We start from the raw sequence: 15095 nt of genomic DNA, 5'->3' as shown, positions 1-15095 counted from the left end.
GGGGTAGCCGCTCGCCCGGGTGTCGGCGAACCTCCTGCCGCCGGGCGCATGACACGACCGGCGTCCTCGATGAAGGGCGGGCCGCAGGCGACGTACCGCGCACCCCGGAGCCAGTGGGCACCCGGCTCACGCCAGGCGCTGCGCCCAGTCCGGCGGCACCCGGCCCGCGGGCCCCGGGGCCGGCTGGTCCGCGGGGTGGCTGTGGGGTGGCGCCAGGTCGGGGCCCGACTCGTACATCTCGGACGTCTCGTAGTTCCAGAACCAGGTCTCGCCGGGCTCGTAGCTCTGGACGAAGGGGTGCCCGGCGGCCGTCGCGTGCGCGGTGGCGTGCTTCGCCGGGGAGGAGTCGCAGCAGCCGATGTGTCCGCACTGGGCGCAGCGCCGCAGGTGGAACCACCAGCCGCCGACGGCGTCACACTCCACGCAGCCGGCCCCGGTCGGCGGCACGGCGGGATCGATCCCGGCGGGCAGGCTCATGACGTCTCCTCGGGCGTGTGGGAATCGGGCGCGTCGGATTCGGGCGCGTCGGATTCGGGGGCGAGGGTGAGGTCCAGGTCCGGTGCGGGCGCCGTCAGCGGCAACAGCACCTGGAAACGGGTGTCGCCGGGTGCCGAGTGGACCTCGATGTGCCCGTGGTGCTTGTTGACCACGATCCGCCAGGAGATGTCGAGGCCCAGCCCGGTGCCCTGCCCGACGGGCTTGGTGGTGAAGAACGGATCGAAGATCCGGCCGCGGATGCCGGGCGGGATGCCCGGTCCCGTGTCGCGGAACTCGACGAGCAGCTGATCGCGCTCGTCACGGGCCGTGCGCACCGTCAGGGTGCCCTCGCCGCCGGTGTCGTTGATCGCCGCGACCGCGTTGTCGATGAGGTTCGTCCACACCTGGTTCAGCTCGCCAGGGTAGGCGGGGATCCTCGGCAGCGTGCGGTCGTACTCCTTCACCACCCGGATGCGCTCCCCGATCTTCCCGGACAGCATCAGCAGGGTGCTGTCGAGGAGCTCGTGCACGTCGGCGTTCTGGTAGGGGGCCCGGTCCAGCTGAGAGTACTGCTTCGCCGCGTCGACGAGCTGACTGACCCGGGTCGTGGAGTCCTCGATCTCGTTCATCAGCAGCTCGGTCTCGACCGTGTAGTTGAGCCAGCGCACCGCCCCTTCGAGCGTGTGCTCGTCGACGGCCGCCGCGACCCGGTCCAGCCACGCGGTGTCGAGCCCCGCCTGCACGAAGTTCGGGGCGAGCTGCCAGCCGCCCGCGATGCCGTGGTCGTCGAGCCAGTCGGTCAGCTCGTCCTCCCGGTCGGCCGCCTCCAGCGGGCTGAGCGGGGTCGCCTTGGCGACCTGTTCGGCGGTCCGCTCCTGGAGCTCGACCAGCGACTCCAGCGTCTCGCGCCGGTACGCCCCGGACGCGATGACACCCAGCTTGTGGCGCATCCCGGCCACCCGCTCCCGCAGCGCGGAGGTCGCCCGCACGGCGGCCGCCGCCGGGTTGTTCAGCTCGTGGGTGAGGCCCGCCGACAGCGAGCCGAGCGCCAGCAGCCGCTCCCGCTGCCCGATGGTCCGCTGGGTGTTCTGGCTGCCGAAGAAGAGGCCCTCCAGCAGATGCACGGCCATCGGGAACCACTCGCGCATGATCTCCGCGAACGACGCCGAGGGCAGGATGAAGAACCGCGACGGCTCGATGACCCGCATGGACCCCTTGTAGCGGGCCTGGTCCGCCTGGTCGCCCAGATACGCCTGGAACGCGCCCGCGTACACCCCGCGCTGCGAGGTGCGGTTCAGCTCCACGTCGTCGTCGCCGACCTGCCGCGACATCACCAGCGTGCCCTGGAGGAGCACGAAGAAGCAGGTCGCGGGCTCACCCTCGCGATAGACCCAGCCCGGTTCGAAGCGCTCGACGCGGCCCTCACGGCACAGCCGGTCCAACTGCTCGGGCGACAGCTTCTCGAACAGGAACAGCGTGGCCAGTTCCGCCCGGTCGCAGGCGAGCGGCTGCCCGCTCACGACACCGCTCCGGAGACCCGCGCGGTTCTCATGACTGCTCCAGATAACGGTGCACGAGCATGACGGCCATCGCTCCCTCTCCCACGGCGGACGCGACCCGCTTCGCGGACTCGTACCGGGCGTCCCCGGCGACGAACACACCGGGCACATTGGTCTCCAGGTGGTACGGCGGCCGGTCCAGCTCCCAGCCCGGCGGGGGACTCCCGTCGACGGTCATGTCGGGCCCGGCCAGGATGAAGCCTCGCTCGTCGCGCAGCACGGTGCCGTCCAGCCAGTCCGTCAGCGGCTCGGCGCCGATGAACACGAACATCCACTGCGCGTCGACCAGTTCCTCGTGCCCGCTCGCGACGTCCTTGAGGGTGAGCCGCTCCAACTGGTTGGTGCCGTGCGCGGCCTCGACGACGGTGCCGGTGCGCACGACGATGTTGGGCGTGTCCGCGAGCTGCTGGATCAGGTAGTGCGACATGGACGCCGCCAGCGACTCCCCGCGCACCAGCAGCGTCACCGACTTGGCGCCGCGGGACAGATACATCGCGGCCTGCCCCGCCGAGTTCGCGCCGCCCACGATGTACACGTCGTGCCCCTCGCAGGCGGCGGCCTCGGTGAGCGCGGAGCCGTAGAACACCCCGCAGCCGTTGAGGTCGGAACAGCCCGGCGCGGCGAGCTGCCGGTACGACACGCCGGTCGCGAGGATCACGCTGTGCGCGGCGACCGCCGAACCGTCCGAGAACCGGATGGTCCGCGCCGCCCCGTTCACCTCCAGACCGCTGACCTCACGGGCGGTGAGGATCTCCGCGCCGAACTTGGTGGCCTGCCGCCGGGCCCGGTCCGTGAGCTGCGCGCCGGACACCCCGTCGGGGAAGCCGAGGTAGTTCTCGATGCGTGAGCTCTGCCCCGCCTGGCCGCCCGTCGCCGACCGCTCGACGAGCAGCGTCCGCAACCCCTCGGAGGCCCCGTACACGGCCGCGCCCAGCCCGGCCGGGCCGCCGCCGATGACGACCAGGTCGTAGAAGTCCTCGGCCGGGGTCGTCGCCAGCCCCACCTTCTCCGCCAGCTCCGGGTCCTCCGGCGCGACCAGGGGCGTACCGTCCGGGGTGACCACGAGGGGCAGCCGCCGTCCGTCCGCGCCGGCCGCGGCGAGCAGCCGCCGCCCCTCCGGCTCGTCGGACGAGAACCAGCGGTACGGCACCTGGTTGCGGGCCAGGAACTCCCGGACGCCCGAGGACCGGGCCGACCAGCGGTGCCCGACCACCTTCGTCGTGCCGGCACAGGTCCGGTCGGCCGCCCGCCACGCCCGCAGCAGATCGTCCAGGACCGGGTAGAGCTTCTCCTCCGGCGGGTCCCACGGCTTCAGCAGATAGTGGTCGAGGTCGATCACATTGATCGCGTCGATGGCCGCGTGGGTGTCGGCGTACGCGGTGAGCAGCACCCGGCGCGCCCCCGGATAGACGTCCAACGCCTGTTCGAGGAACTCGATGCCGTTCATCTGCGGCATCCGGTAGTCGGCCAGGACGACCGCCACCTGGTCGCCGCGCAGCTTCAGCTCCCGCAGCGCCTCCAGGGCCGCCTCGCCGGACTCGGCCCGCACGATCCGGTACGACTCGCCGTAGCGCCGTCGCAGATCCCGGGCCACCGCGCGAGACACCCCCGGATCGTCATCCACGGTGAGGATCACGTTCCGCGCCGGACCGACCGCCTGAGTCATATGCCTCCCGCCCCGAACCAATGTGCTCATCGTATGTTCGGACGTTCGGGTTCGCTCGGCTTCGAGGTCTCCGCCCCGGCGCGCGCCGAGCGGCCGGTCAGCTCGGGCGTCCGGAGAGGACGCAGAACTCGTTGCCCTCCGGGTCCATGAGGACGACCCATGACTCGTCGCCCTGCCCGACGTCCGCGTGGCGGGCGCCGAGAGCGAGGAGGCGGGACACCTCCGCCGTCTGGTCCACGGGGCGGAAGTCGAGGTGCAGCCGGTTCTTCACGGTCTTGGCCTCGGGGACCGGGGTGAACAGCAGGCCGGGCACGCGGTCGGGCTCCGGGCGGATCTCGTACTCCTCCGGCGCGTCGTTCACCACCACCCACCCGAGCGCCTCGGCCCACCAGCGCCCGAGGGCCACCGGATCGGCGGCGTCCACCACTACCTGCTCCCAGTCCAGGTCCATGGCGCGAGCGTAGTGAAGACTGGGCCCGTCAGCCTGATGAGACGAAGAAAGGTGGCCGATGTCGACGCGCCCGATCACCGCCGCAGTGGACGGTACGCCCGAGAGCCTCGCCGCACTGGCGTGGGCCGGCCGGGAGGCCGTACGCCGGGACGTACCGCTGCGGGTGGTGCACGCCTGGCAGTGGCAGCCGCACGAGGCGATCACCGTGGACCGGGACGGACAGGCCGGATGGGCGCGGGACGCGCTCGCCGAGGCCGTCCGCGGCGTCACCGAGCGGCACCCGGGCCTGGAGGTCTCCACGGACCTGGTCGAAGGGCCGCCGGTGGAGTCCCTGACCGCCGCGGCGGAGCACGCCGAGACCCTGGTGCTCGGCTCGCGCGGCCACGGAGCGGTGGTGGGCTTCCTCCTCGGCTCCGTCGGACAGCAGGTCCTCGTCGACTCCCCGCGTCCCGTCGTGTTCGTCCGCGCCGGTGACGAGGCCTCCGCCGAGGCCGCCGGACGCGAGGTCGTCGTCGGCCAGGACGGCACACCGGAGGACAGCGCGCCGCACTGCGGTTCGCCTTCGAGACGGCGGCCGCCCGGGGAGCCTCCCTGCGGGCCGTCCGCGCGTGGACGCTGCCGCCGCTGTACGCGTACAGCCCCGGTTCGCTGAAGCTGCTCGACGAGGCGGGCGGCCTCGAACCGTACGAGAAGAAGGCGCTGGCCGCCGCGCTCCAGCCGTGGCGGGAACGCTTCCCCGAGGTACCGGTCACCGAACACGTGGAGATCGGCAGCGCCGGTCAGGTCCTGCTCTCCGTCGCCGGGCACGCCCAGCTGATGGTCGTGGGCCGCCGCGCCCGCCGCACGGCCGTCGGCGCCCGCATCGGCTCGGTGGCCCACGGCGTCCTCCACCACGCGCCGTGCCCGGTGGCGGTCGTCCCGCCCGGGGTCGGCGCCGAGGCATGAGGCGCACGTCGCTCACATCGCCGTGACGTCGTCGATCGGCGGCGGCAGCACCGCGCGCGCCTTCGGCAGGACGTTGTCGATGTAGTCCTTCACGGCGATGTCCAGGCCGATGTCGTGCTGCGCCCGCTCCGACAGATACCAGCGGTGCTCCAGCAACTGGTGGTAGATCTCCGCCGGGTCCATCGTGCCGCGCAGTTCCAGCGGCACGGCCCGCACGGTCGGGCGGAACACCTCACGGACCCAGCGGTGCGCCAGGACCTCGGGGCGGGCGCCATGGGGGTCCCCCCTGTTCGAGCGAAGCCGAGAACTTGGGGGAGGATCGCCGGGGGCGTAGTCGTCCTGGGTGGCCATCCAGCTCTCCAGGTCGGTCAGCAGCCGGCGCGCCTGGTTCTCCTCGGTGTCCAGGCCCGTCAGCCGCAGCAGCTGCCGCTGGTGGTGGCCCGCGTCCACCACCTTCGGCACGAAGGTGACCGTGTCGCCGTTGGAGGAGTGCTCGATCTGCATCTCGGCGACGTCGAAGCCCAGGTCGTTCAGCCGGCGGATACGGCGCTCGATGTAGTGGTACTTCCCGGCCGGGTACACCGAGGTGCGCGTCAGCTCCTGCCACAGCCGGCGGTAGCGGGAGCAGATCTCGTTGCCGAAGTCGATCGGGTCCACCGACGGGTGCAGCGCCCCGGACGCCTCCAGGTCCAGCAGCTCACCGCTGATGTTCACCCGGGCCAGGTCGAGGTCGTACTCCCGCTGCCCGGTGCTCAGCTGCGTGTGCAGATCACCGGTCTCGGCGTCCACGAGATACGCGGCGTACGCGCCCGCGTCCCGTCGGAAGAGGGTGTTGGACAGCGAGCAGTCGCCCCACGCGAACCCCGTGAGATGCAGCCGCACCAGCAGCACGGCCAGCGCGTCCATCAGCCGGTGCATCGTCGCCGGACGCATGGTCGTCTCGAACATCGAGCGGTACGGCATCGAACCGCCGAGGTGCCGGGTGATCAGCACCGACTCCAGCGGATCGCCCGCCTCGTCGGTGCGGCCGGTGACCACGCCGAGGGCGTCCACGGCCGGGATGCCCAGCCGATCCAGGTCGCGCAGCAGCTCGTACTCGCGCAGCGCGGGCCGCTCGGCGAGTTCCTTGACGGCGATCACCTCGTCGCCGGCGCGGGCGTAGCGCACGACGTGCCGGGAGATACCGCGGGGCAGCGGCACGAGGTGGTGCTCGGGCCACTCCTCCAGGGGCAGGTGCCACGGCAGTTCGAGGAGCAGCGCGGGGTGTTCCGGGTTGGTGGCGCTGATCTGCAGTGCCATGGGTCCTCTGCCTTCGTCTCACGGTCGAACGGGGTGCTCGTGGGGGCGGCGCACCGCCCCACTGAAGCATCTCCGCATTTGCAGGACCGTTTCGTCAACAGAAGGTGAACCGGAGAGGCAGGTCAGGGCGGGCGTCACGGGCGCGGGCGGCGGAAGACGTCGTCGGAGTCGTCCCAGCCGGGGAAGTCCTCCGTCACGGAGCGGCGGGCGGCCCGCGCGGACGTCGCGTACATCGCCTCGATCTCCGCCGCGTACCGCTGCACGATCGTGTCGCGACGCAGCTTCATCGACGGGGTCAGCATGCCGTTGGAGAGGTCGAACGGCTCGGGGAGGATACGGAAGACCCGGATGGACTCCGAACGCGACACCGTGCTGTTGGCACCGGCGATCGCCCGCAGCACCTCCTGCCGCAGCGCGTTCTCCTCCCGTGCCTCCGGGCCCATCAGCTCGTTCGCCGGGCCGAGCGCACCCCGCCAGTGCGCGAGGAACTCCGGGTCCAGCGTGATCAGCGCACCCACGCAGGGCCGGTTGTCGCCCACGACCACCGCCTGGTGGATCAGCGGATGCATCCGCAGCTGCTCCTCCAGGGGCGCCGGGGCCACGCCCTTGCCGCCGCTGGTGATGATGATGTCCTTCTTGCGCCCGGTGATCGACAGATAGCCCTCGGAGTCCAGCCGCCCGATGTCCCCCGTGGCCAGCCAGCCGTCCTGGAGAGCGGCCCGGGTGCCCGCCTCGTCGTTGATGTACCCCTGGAACACCGAAGGCCCGCTGACCAGCAGCTCCCCGTCCCGCGCCACCCGGATCTCGGTGCCCGGCAGGGGCCGGCCCACGGTGCCGAACTTCTCCCGGCCCACGGGCTGCGCCGTGATGCCGCCCGCGGTCTCCGTCAGGCCGTACCCGTCGTGGACGAGGATCCCGATCCCGGCGTAGAACAGCGCGAGGTCGCGGTTGAGGGGGGAGCCGCCGGAACAGCCGCCGCGCACCCGGCCGCCGAGCGCGGCACGCAGCTTGCGGTACACCGTCTTGTCGTAGAACGCGTGCTGGAGCCGCAGATCCATGCCGGGACCGGCACCCGAGTCGAGACGGTGCCGTTCGGCGGCGAGCGCGTAGTCCTGCGCGGTGCGCACCGCGCGCTCGAACACGGCGCCCCGGCCCGCCTGCTGCGCCTTGCGCAGGAAGTTCTTGAAGATCTTCTCGAAGACGTACGGCACGCCGTACAGGAACGTGGGCCGGAACGACAGCAGCGCCGCCGAGAGCGCCTCCTCGGTCAGCTCCGGCTCATGGCCGAGCAGCAGCCCGCCCCGCAGGCACATCCCCTGGATCATCAGGCCGTAGACGTGGGAGAAGGGCAGGAACGCGAGGATCGCCGGCTGCTCCCCGGGCGCCGCCGCGGTGTGCCGCCACCCGGCGAGCAGCACGTCGCAGGGGCTGGCGAGACTGCGGTGGGACAGCGCGCAGCCCTTGGGCTGACCGGTCGTGCCGGAGGTGTACGCGATCACCGCCGTGGAGTCGGGCATCACGATGCGGCGCAACGAGTCCACCGTCGCGTCCGGCACGTCCCGGCCGGCCTCGACCAGCTGGGCCAGCGCGTCCGCGTCCAGCTGCCACACATGGCGCAGCAGTGGCAGCTTGGCGCAGACCGAGCCGACCGTCATCACGCCCTGCTCGTCCTCGACGACGACACCCACACAGGCCGCGTCCCGCAGGATCCACTCCACCTGGTCGCGTGACGACGTCGGATAGATCGGCACGATCTCCGCGCCCACCGACCACAGCGCGACGCCGAGCACCGTCCACTCGTAACGGGTCCGCGCCATCACGGCCACCCGGTTGCCCGGCCGGATCCCGGAGACGACCAGCCCCTTGGCCAGGCTCACCACCTCGTCCCGCACCTCGGCCGCGCCGAGCGACGTCCAGGTGTCCGGGGTGCCGGTCTCACGGCGGGCGATCTGCGGCAGCGCGGGATCGCGCTGCGCCGTCTCGAACAATGGGTCGGCGAGTCCCCCGGTCATGGGCCGGGCCGCCGACGGAGCAATGCCGAACGTGCTCATGCGCTGCTCCCCAGACCTTCCCTGCGCGCGATCTCGCCGATGGTGCGGCGACCGGCGGTGATCGAACGTAGCGTACGGCGCCGACGCGCGCCCACGGAATGGGGAAGTCGTCGCCATGTGACGGAACGGCCGGGTCACCCCTCACCTATCCGCACAGCGGGCGGCCGACGTGATGTACGGCACGTGGGGGACCCCTTCCCGGACCCCTTGGCGGGAATCGTCGCTGCACACGGCTTGATCACGTCTGACCGGCGGCGATGGGTGAATCCGGCACCCCCGACGGGTGTGGCACTGTGGTGCGCGCGAGCGCGGGAGTCGTCCCGCCGACGTGGAGAGGTGGACGGTGCGCGAGCCCAACGTGATCGGGGACTGGCAGGAGTACGACGGCGACCTGGCCGGCCTGCGCGTGCGCGTCCACGGCCTGGAACGCGCCGAACCGCCGCGCGGTGGTGACGACGCCGCCGAGGGCCTGACGTACTTCCGGTTCCGGGTGACCGTGGAGAACCGCGGCACCGGCCACGTCGGCCTCCACCTGGAGGACGGGCAGCTCGACATCCGCACCGGCCCCGACGGTGAGAGCGCCTTCCTGGACTGGCGCAACTCCAAGTTCATCGAGGGCTTCGACCTCTACCCGCTGCGCCGCGCCACGGCCGTCCTCTACGCCGCCGCGCCCGAGGCCCAGCTCCTCCAGCTCGACATCCAGGTCCAGCTGCGGGCCGACGAGGAGTGGACCGACCGCCATTTGTGGGCCGGCGGCATCGGCGTCGGCGAGGAACTCCTCGACCCGGCCTCCGGCACCGTCCGGGAGAGCCTCGCCGGGCAGATCAGCGCGTTCCTCCACGAGGAGGCGGAGCGCGGCGCGGGCTGAGCCCGGCCGTCCCGTGAGCGTGCCGGATCGCACCCCCCTCACACGTCGCGGGCGGGTCGGGTGCGGGCCACGAGCCGCTTCAGCAGCGGCCAGGCCAGCAGCACCACGATCACCGCGTACACCGTCACCGCGAACGGCGTGTTCACCAGACCGGTGACACTGCCGTCGCTGATCTGCAGGGCGCGCCGCAGCTGCTGTTCGGCGCCCGGTCCGAGGATGACCCCGATGACGGCGGGCAGCACGGGCAGTCCGTAACGGCGCATCCCGAAGCCGATCAGACCGATGACCAGCAGGATCACCAGGTCGATCACCTCGCCGCCGACCGCGTACGCGCCGACCGCCGCGAAGAACATGATCCCCGCGTACAGATGGGGCCGGGGGATGCGCAGCAGCTTCGCCCACAGCGGGGCCAGCGGCAGATTCAGCGCCAGCAGCAGCACCATCCCGACGAAGAGGGACGCGATCAGACCCCACACGAGGTCCGGCTCGCGTTCGAACAGCAGCGGGCCCGGCTGGATGCCGTACTGCTGGAACGCGGCCAGCATGACCGCCGCCACCGCCGTCGTGGGCAGACCGAGCGTCAGCATCGACACCAGGGTGCCCGCCGCCGAGGCCGACGCCGCCGACTCCGGTCCGGCCACCCCCTCGATGGCGCCCTTGCCCCACTCGTCCCGGTGCTTCGACAACCGCTTCTCGGTGACGTACGACAGGAACGTGGGGATCTCCGCGCCGCCCGCCGGGATCGCCCCGAACGGGAAACCGATGAACGGGCCGCGCAGCCATGACTTCCACGTCCGCCGCAGATCCGAGCGGCCGAGCCACGGGCGGCCCACCGGGATCGGCTCGCCCGGCCTGCGCCGCAGATGGGCGGCGACCCACAGGGCCTCACCGATCGCGAAGAGACCGACCGCGACGATCACGACGTCGACGCCATCGGCGAGCTGGAGCGAACCGAACGTCAACCGCTGCTGCCCGGTCATCCGGTCCAGCCCCACCAGGCCGATCGTGAGGCCGATCAGCAGCGAGGCGAGCCCCCGGACCCGGGACGAGCCCAGCACGGACGTCACGGCGATGAACGCCAGCACCATGATCGCGAAATAGTCGGGGGCGCCGATGTCCACGGCCAGTTCGGCGACCGCCGGCGCCAGCGCCACCAGGAGGACCGTGCCCACCATGCCGCCCGCGAAGTGCCCGATCGCGGCGGCGGCCAGCGCCTGCGCGCCGCGCCCCGACCTGGCCATCGGGTTGCCCTCCATGGCCGCGACCACCGCCGCGCTCTCACCGGGGGTGTTGAGCAGGATCGAGGTGGTCGAGCCGCCGAACATCGCGCCGTAGTAGATGCCCGCGAACATGATGAACGCGCCGATCGGATCCAGCCCGTACGTCACCGGGAGCAGGAGCGCGACCGCCATGGCCGGGCCGATGCCGGGCAGCACCCCGATCGCCGTGCCGAGGAGCACCCCGACCGCGGCCCACAGGATGTTGACCGGCGTCAGGGCCGTACCGAAGCCGTCCAGGAGCGAGGTGAGGGCGTCCATGTCACAGCACTCCCATCAGCGGGCCGCCGGGCAGGGGTACCCCGAGGAGGTTGTTGAAGACGGCGTACGTGACGAGCGAGAGGACGGCCGCGACGAGCGGGTCGCGGTCGTGGCGGCGGCTGCCGAGGGCGAACGCCGCGCCCCAGAACAGCAGGGCGCCCGCCGCGGGGAAGCCGAGCGGTTCGATCAGGACGGCCGAGCCGAGGAACACCCCGGTGAGCAGCAGGACCGTACGCCAGTCCGCGGGCTCCGACAGGTCGACGTCCTCCCCGGCCTCCGCCTGCCCCCGCCCGCCGCGCAGCACGTCCACGGCGAGCAGCGCCGCGATCACCAGCAGCCCGGCGCCGACCACCACCGGCACCGTCCTCGGGCCGACGGGCCCGCGCTGCGCGATGTCGACGTCCATGGTGAGCGCGTCCGTCAGGACCAGCACACCGAGCGCCAGCAGCAGCACGCAGACGCCGAGCTCGGAGTGGTTCCGCAGCCATGACCCGCGGTCCGCCGCGGGCGCCGGGGGAGTGCCGGTGGAGTGCGGTGTGTCCGAGGAGTGAGGTGTGTCGGTGGGGGGCGTCGTCACAGTCCCAGCTCCTTCAGCACCGACACCACGCGTTCGTCCTGGGCCTTGAGGAACTCACCGAACCTGTCGCCGGTGAGGAAGGCGTCGTCCCAGCCGTTCTGCTTCAGGGACTGCCGCCACTGAGGGGAGTCGTGCAGCTCCTCGATCAGCCGGGTCAGCTTGGCCCGCTCGGCGTCGGTGAGACCCGGTGGGGCGACGATGCCGCGCCAGTTGGTGAAGCTCACGTCGTAGCCCGCCTCCTGGAGCGTCGGCGCGTCCAGCCCCGCCACCCGCTCGGGGCCGGTCACCGCGAGCAGCCGCAGCTCGCCCGCCCTGATCTGGTCCAGGTACTCGCCCACGCCGGACACCCCGAAGGCGACCTTGTCGCCGAGGATGGAGGCGAGCAGCTCACCGCCGCCGTCGAAGGGGATGTAGTTGACGTCCCGCGGCGCGATCCCGGCCGCCCGCGCCATCAGCATCGGCGCCAGATGGTCCGGCCCGCCCGGCGCCGAGCCACCACCGACGGGAAGCTTGCCGGGCCTCTCCTTCCACGCGCCGATGAGGTCGTCGATCGTCCGGTACGGCGAGTCCTTGGCGACGACCACGACGTCCTGCTCCTCGGTGAGCCGGGCGATCGGAGTGGTGTCGGCGAGGGTCTTCGGCGCGTCGTTGGAGCGCACGGCACCGACGACGCCGAGCCCCATCGACATCGCGAGCCTGCCGTTGCCGTGCTCGCCGACCAGCCGGCTCAGCCCGACCGTGCCGCCGGCGCCCGGCAGGTTGAACACCTCGATGTTGTGGGTGAGCCCCGCGTCCTCGGCGTTCTTCGCGGCCGTGCGGGCCGTGATGTCGTACCCGCCGCCCGGCGTGTTCGGCACCATGAAGCGCAGGCCCGGTATCTGCGTGCCCGTGTCACCGCCGCCGCCGGTCGTCAGCAGCGGCGGCCCCACGAACACGAGCACGGCGGCACCGAACAGGGCGAGGGCGTGTCGCCCCCGAGGGGTGCGCAGACGCACGAGTGTCACCACCTGTCGTGGACGTCGATGGAGGAGAGTGACCCGCGACACAGCGTGCCCACCCGGAGAGGGTGTGTACCGGTTGCGGAGGCAACGGACGTTGTGGTCTTTGTGGTCGCGGCCTCTGTCACCTTATGGGCACTCTCCCCCCACCTCTCTTCTCCTCGCCCCACACGAGCGCCATCATTGTGCGACCCACCGCACCGCCGACGCCCGAGCCGCCCGGGCGTCGCCTCCGCACGAGAGATGAGTCCGTCGTGGTCGCCGAGTTCCGCCGCCATACCCTCGCGGGCGAGATGCTGGTCCTCCAGCTCGCCATCGTCGTGGTGGTGCTGCTGGCGGTCGCCGGGGTCTCCCTCACCCAGTCCGCGGCCACCTTCAACCGCGTCGAGGGCCGCCGCGTCACCGCCCTCGCCGAGCAACTGGCCGCCAACCCCCTGGTCCGCGACGGACTCGCCCGCGCCCTGCCCCAGGAGGCCCTGGCCCCCCTGGTGAACTCCACCCAGACCCAGTCGGGCGTCACCTCGGTCACCGTCGCCGACGCCGACGGCAGGATCGTCAGCTCCACCGACCCCACCGTCCTCGGCGACCGGCTCCCGCTCGGCGCGGGCGCCGCCCGGGGCCGCGGCTGGTCCGGCCCGCTCACCCTCGACGGCAGCCGCGAGCTGGTCGCCCAGGTGCCCGTCCTCGGCGCCACCGACGACCACCTCGGCGTGCTCCTCGGCACCGTCATGGTCGGCGAGGCCTCCCCGACCGTGTGGCAGCGCCTCAGCGGCGCCTCCTCGTACCTCCTCGCCTACCTGGGCGTCGCCAGCGGCCTCGGCCTCGCCGGCTCCTGGCTGCTGGCCCGCCGCGTCAAACGCCAGACCCTCGGCCTGGAACCCCGCGAGATCGCCGGCCTCGCCGAACACCGCGAGGCCATGCTGTACGGCATCGCCGAGGGTGTCGTCGCCCTGGACCCGCAGGCCCGCGTCACCCTCGTCAACGAGGTGGGCCTGCGTCTGCTCGACCTGCCCGTGGACTGCGTCGGCAAGAGCCTCAGCGAGCTGGGCGTCACGGGGCGACTGCGCGACGTCCTCACCGGGGCGCAGGAGATCCCCGGCCACAAGGGCGACGAGGTCGTCATCCGCCGGGGCCGTGTCCTCGTCATGAACCGGATGACCGTCACCAAGGACGGCCGCCACCTCGGCTCGGTAACCACCCTGCGCGACCGCACCGAACTCGCCCGCCTGGAACGCGAGATGGGCTCCTTCCGCAGCTCCTCCGAGCTGCTGCGCGCCCAGGCCCACGAGTTCGCCAACCAGCTGCACACCATCTCGGGACTCATCCAGATCGGCGAGCAGGACGAAGTGGTCCGCTACATCCGCGCGCTCAGCCGCCACCGGCAGTCCCTCGACATGACCCTCAGCCGCCGCGTCCGGGACACCGCGGTCGCCGCGCTCCTCATGGCCAAGGCGTCACTGGCCGCCGAACGCAAGGTCAGTCTGCGGATCTCCGAGAGCACCGCGCTCGACCGGCTCGCCCCGGAGGACGCCGCCGACGTCGCCACCGTCGTCGGCAACCTCGTCGACAACGCGGTGGACGCCGCGGCCGCCCCCGGCGAACCCGGCGACCGCGAGGCATGGGTCGAGGTGGAACTGCGCCAGGACGCCTCCAGCGTGGAGATCGTCGTCCGCGACTCGGGCCCCGGCGTCGCCCCCGAACTGGCCCGCGAGGTGTTCTCCCACGGCTTCACCACCAAGGCCGCCCAGGAGGGCGAACGCGGTATCGGTCTCGCCCTCACCCGCCTGGTCTGCGAACGCCACGGCGGCGAGATCTCGGTGACCAACACCCCCGACGGGGCCATGTTCACCGCCCGCATGACCGTCAGCCACCTCGCCGACGCGGTGGCGGAAGGAGCGACACCATGAGTCCTGGTCCCGCCGCGATCGACGTGCTCGTCGTCGACGACGACTTCATGGTGGCCCGGGTCCACCGCACCTTCGTCGAACGGGTCGAGCCGTTCCGGGTCGTCGGCGTCGCCAGCACCGGGGAGCAGGCGGCCGCCGCCGTCGACGAACTGCGCCCCGACCTCGTCCTGCTCGACCTGTACCTGCCCGACGTCTTCGGCCTCGACGTCATACCCCGGCTGCGCACGGCCGGCCACGACTGCGACGTCATGGTCATCAGCGCCGCGCGGGAGGCCGACACCGTGCGCGGCGCGGTCCGCCACGGTGTCGTCGACTACCTCCTCAAGCCCTTCGAGTTCGAGGAACTGCGCTCCCGGCTCCAGCGGTACGCCGCCCAGCGGGGCCGGCTGCTCACCGCGGTAGTGCAGAGCCAGGCCGACGTCGACCGGGTCCTCGCCGGGGCGTCGGCACCACCGGCGTCGGCGGCCGGCGCCCTGCCCAAGGGCATGAGCGTCGAGACCGCCGACCTCATCGAACGCACCCTCCGCGCCGCCGACGGCACCCTGTCCGCCACCGAGTGCGCGACCCTCGCCGGCATCTCCCGCGTCAGCGCCCGCCGCTACCTGGAGTACTTCCACGCCACCGGCACCGCGGACGTGTCCCTCCGCTACGGCGTGGCGGGACGCCCGGAGCGCCGGTACACCTGGCGGGTGTGAGACGCCGGTACGCCTGACGGGGATGAACCGCCGGTACGCCTGACGGGGGTGCGACGGGACGCGG

General features: G+C 72.3%; 12 protein-coding genes and 1 pseudogene. 4 read left to right on the top strand and 9 right to left on the bottom strand.

Annotation, left to right across the window (positions count from 1 at the left end; all coding sequences use genetic code 11):
• Window positions 1–126: 126 nt before the first annotated feature.
• The 4 genes from SMA5143A_RS37130 to SMA5143A_RS37115 form a co-directional block, all read right to left on the bottom strand.
• On the bottom strand, window positions 127–477 hold the full coding sequence (locus SMA5143A_RS37130; RefSeq protein WP_107467206.1) for a UBP-type zinc finger domain-containing protein: 351 nt from the start codon (window positions 475–477) through the stop codon (window positions 127–129).
• Window positions 474–1997 carry an ATP-binding protein gene (locus SMA5143A_RS37125; protein WP_107467205.1) on the bottom strand — a complete coding sequence of 508 codons (1524 nt, stop codon included), beginning with the start codon at window positions 1995–1997 and terminating at the stop codon, window positions 474–476. The genes SMA5143A_RS37130 and SMA5143A_RS37125 overlap by 4 nt, the downstream gene beginning before the upstream one ends.
• 28 nt (window positions 1998–2025) lie before the next feature.
• Complete coding sequence (locus SMA5143A_RS37120; RefSeq protein ID WP_107467204.1) at window positions 2026–3702, bottom strand: FAD-dependent oxidoreductase; 1677 nt, start codon at window positions 3700–3702, stop codon at window positions 2026–2028.
• Window positions 3703–3799: 97 nt separating this feature from the next.
• Window positions 3800–4153: a VOC family protein gene (locus SMA5143A_RS37115; protein WP_107467203.1), complete on the bottom strand. Its 354-nt coding sequence runs from the start codon at window positions 4151–4153 to the stop codon at window positions 3800–3802.
• Window positions 4154–4211: 58 nt separating this feature from the next.
• On the opposite strand from SMA5143A_RS37115, the pseudogene SMA5143A_RS37110 reads away from it, so the two are divergent.
• Window positions 4212–5098, top strand: a pseudogene (locus SMA5143A_RS37110) (universal stress protein).
• A gap of 12 nt (window positions 5099–5110) precedes the next feature.
• On the opposite strand, the gene SMA5143A_RS37105 reads toward SMA5143A_RS37110, so the two are convergent.
• A complete protein-coding gene (locus SMA5143A_RS37105) occupies window positions 5111–6397 on the bottom strand; it encodes a DUF4032 domain-containing protein (RefSeq protein WP_107467202.1) in 1287 nt (428 codons plus the stop codon).
• A 134-nt stretch (window positions 6398–6531) separates the two neighbouring features.
• Window positions 6532–8448: an AMP-dependent synthetase/ligase gene (locus tag SMA5143A_RS37100; protein ID WP_107467201.1), complete on the bottom strand. Its 1917-nt coding sequence runs from the start codon at window positions 8446–8448 to the stop codon at window positions 6532–6534.
• A gap of 343 nt (window positions 8449–8791) precedes the next feature.
• Here SMA5143A_RS37100 and SMA5143A_RS37095 point away from each other — a divergent pair, with 343 nt between their 5' ends.
• On the top strand, window positions 8792–9316 hold the full coding sequence (locus SMA5143A_RS37095) for a hypothetical protein (protein ID WP_107467200.1): 525 nt from the start codon (window positions 8792–8794) through the stop codon (window positions 9314–9316).
• 38 nt (window positions 9317–9354) lie between these two features.
• Here SMA5143A_RS37095 and SMA5143A_RS37090 read toward each other — a convergent pair whose 3' ends face one another.
• From SMA5143A_RS37090 to SMA5143A_RS37080, 3 genes are all read right to left on the bottom strand, one after another.
• Complete coding sequence (locus tag SMA5143A_RS37090; RefSeq protein WP_107467199.1) at window positions 9355–10854, bottom strand: tripartite tricarboxylate transporter permease; 1500 nt, start codon at window positions 10852–10854, stop codon at window positions 9355–9357.
• 1 nt (window position 10855) lies between these two features.
• Window positions 10856–11338: a tripartite tricarboxylate transporter TctB family protein gene (locus SMA5143A_RS37085; protein ID WP_181362205.1), complete on the bottom strand. Its 483-nt coding sequence runs from the start codon at window positions 11336–11338 to the stop codon at window positions 10856–10858.
• An 89-nt stretch (window positions 11339–11427) separates the two neighbouring features.
• Entirely contained in the window at window positions 11428–12426 is a 999-nt protein-coding gene (locus SMA5143A_RS37080; RefSeq protein ID WP_181362204.1) for a Bug family tripartite tricarboxylate transporter substrate binding protein, read from the bottom strand.
• A gap of 257 nt (window positions 12427–12683) precedes the next feature.
• Here SMA5143A_RS37080 and SMA5143A_RS37075 point away from each other — a divergent pair, with 257 nt between their 5' ends.
• Together SMA5143A_RS37075 and SMA5143A_RS37070 are read left to right on the top strand one after the other, a co-directional pair.
• The gene (locus SMA5143A_RS37075; RefSeq protein WP_107467196.1) at window positions 12684–14336 is read left to right on the top strand and encodes a sensor histidine kinase; all 1653 of its coding nucleotides are present in this window, start codon (window positions 12684–12686) and stop codon (window positions 14334–14336) included.
• Entirely contained in the window at window positions 14333–15031 is a 699-nt protein-coding gene (locus SMA5143A_RS37070; RefSeq protein ID WP_107467195.1) for a response regulator, read from the top strand. The genes SMA5143A_RS37075 and SMA5143A_RS37070 overlap by 4 nt, the downstream gene beginning before the upstream one ends.
• Window positions 15032–15095 lie beyond the last annotated feature (64 nt).

The sequence above is a fragment of the Streptomyces sp. MA5143a genome (assembly GCF_900290235.1).
GTDB lineage: Bacteria > Actinomycetota > Actinomycetes > Streptomycetales > Streptomycetaceae > Streptomyces.
The sequence above is the reverse complement of the archived record's forward strand: the minus strand, read 5'-3'. Positions and strand labels throughout refer to the sequence as shown.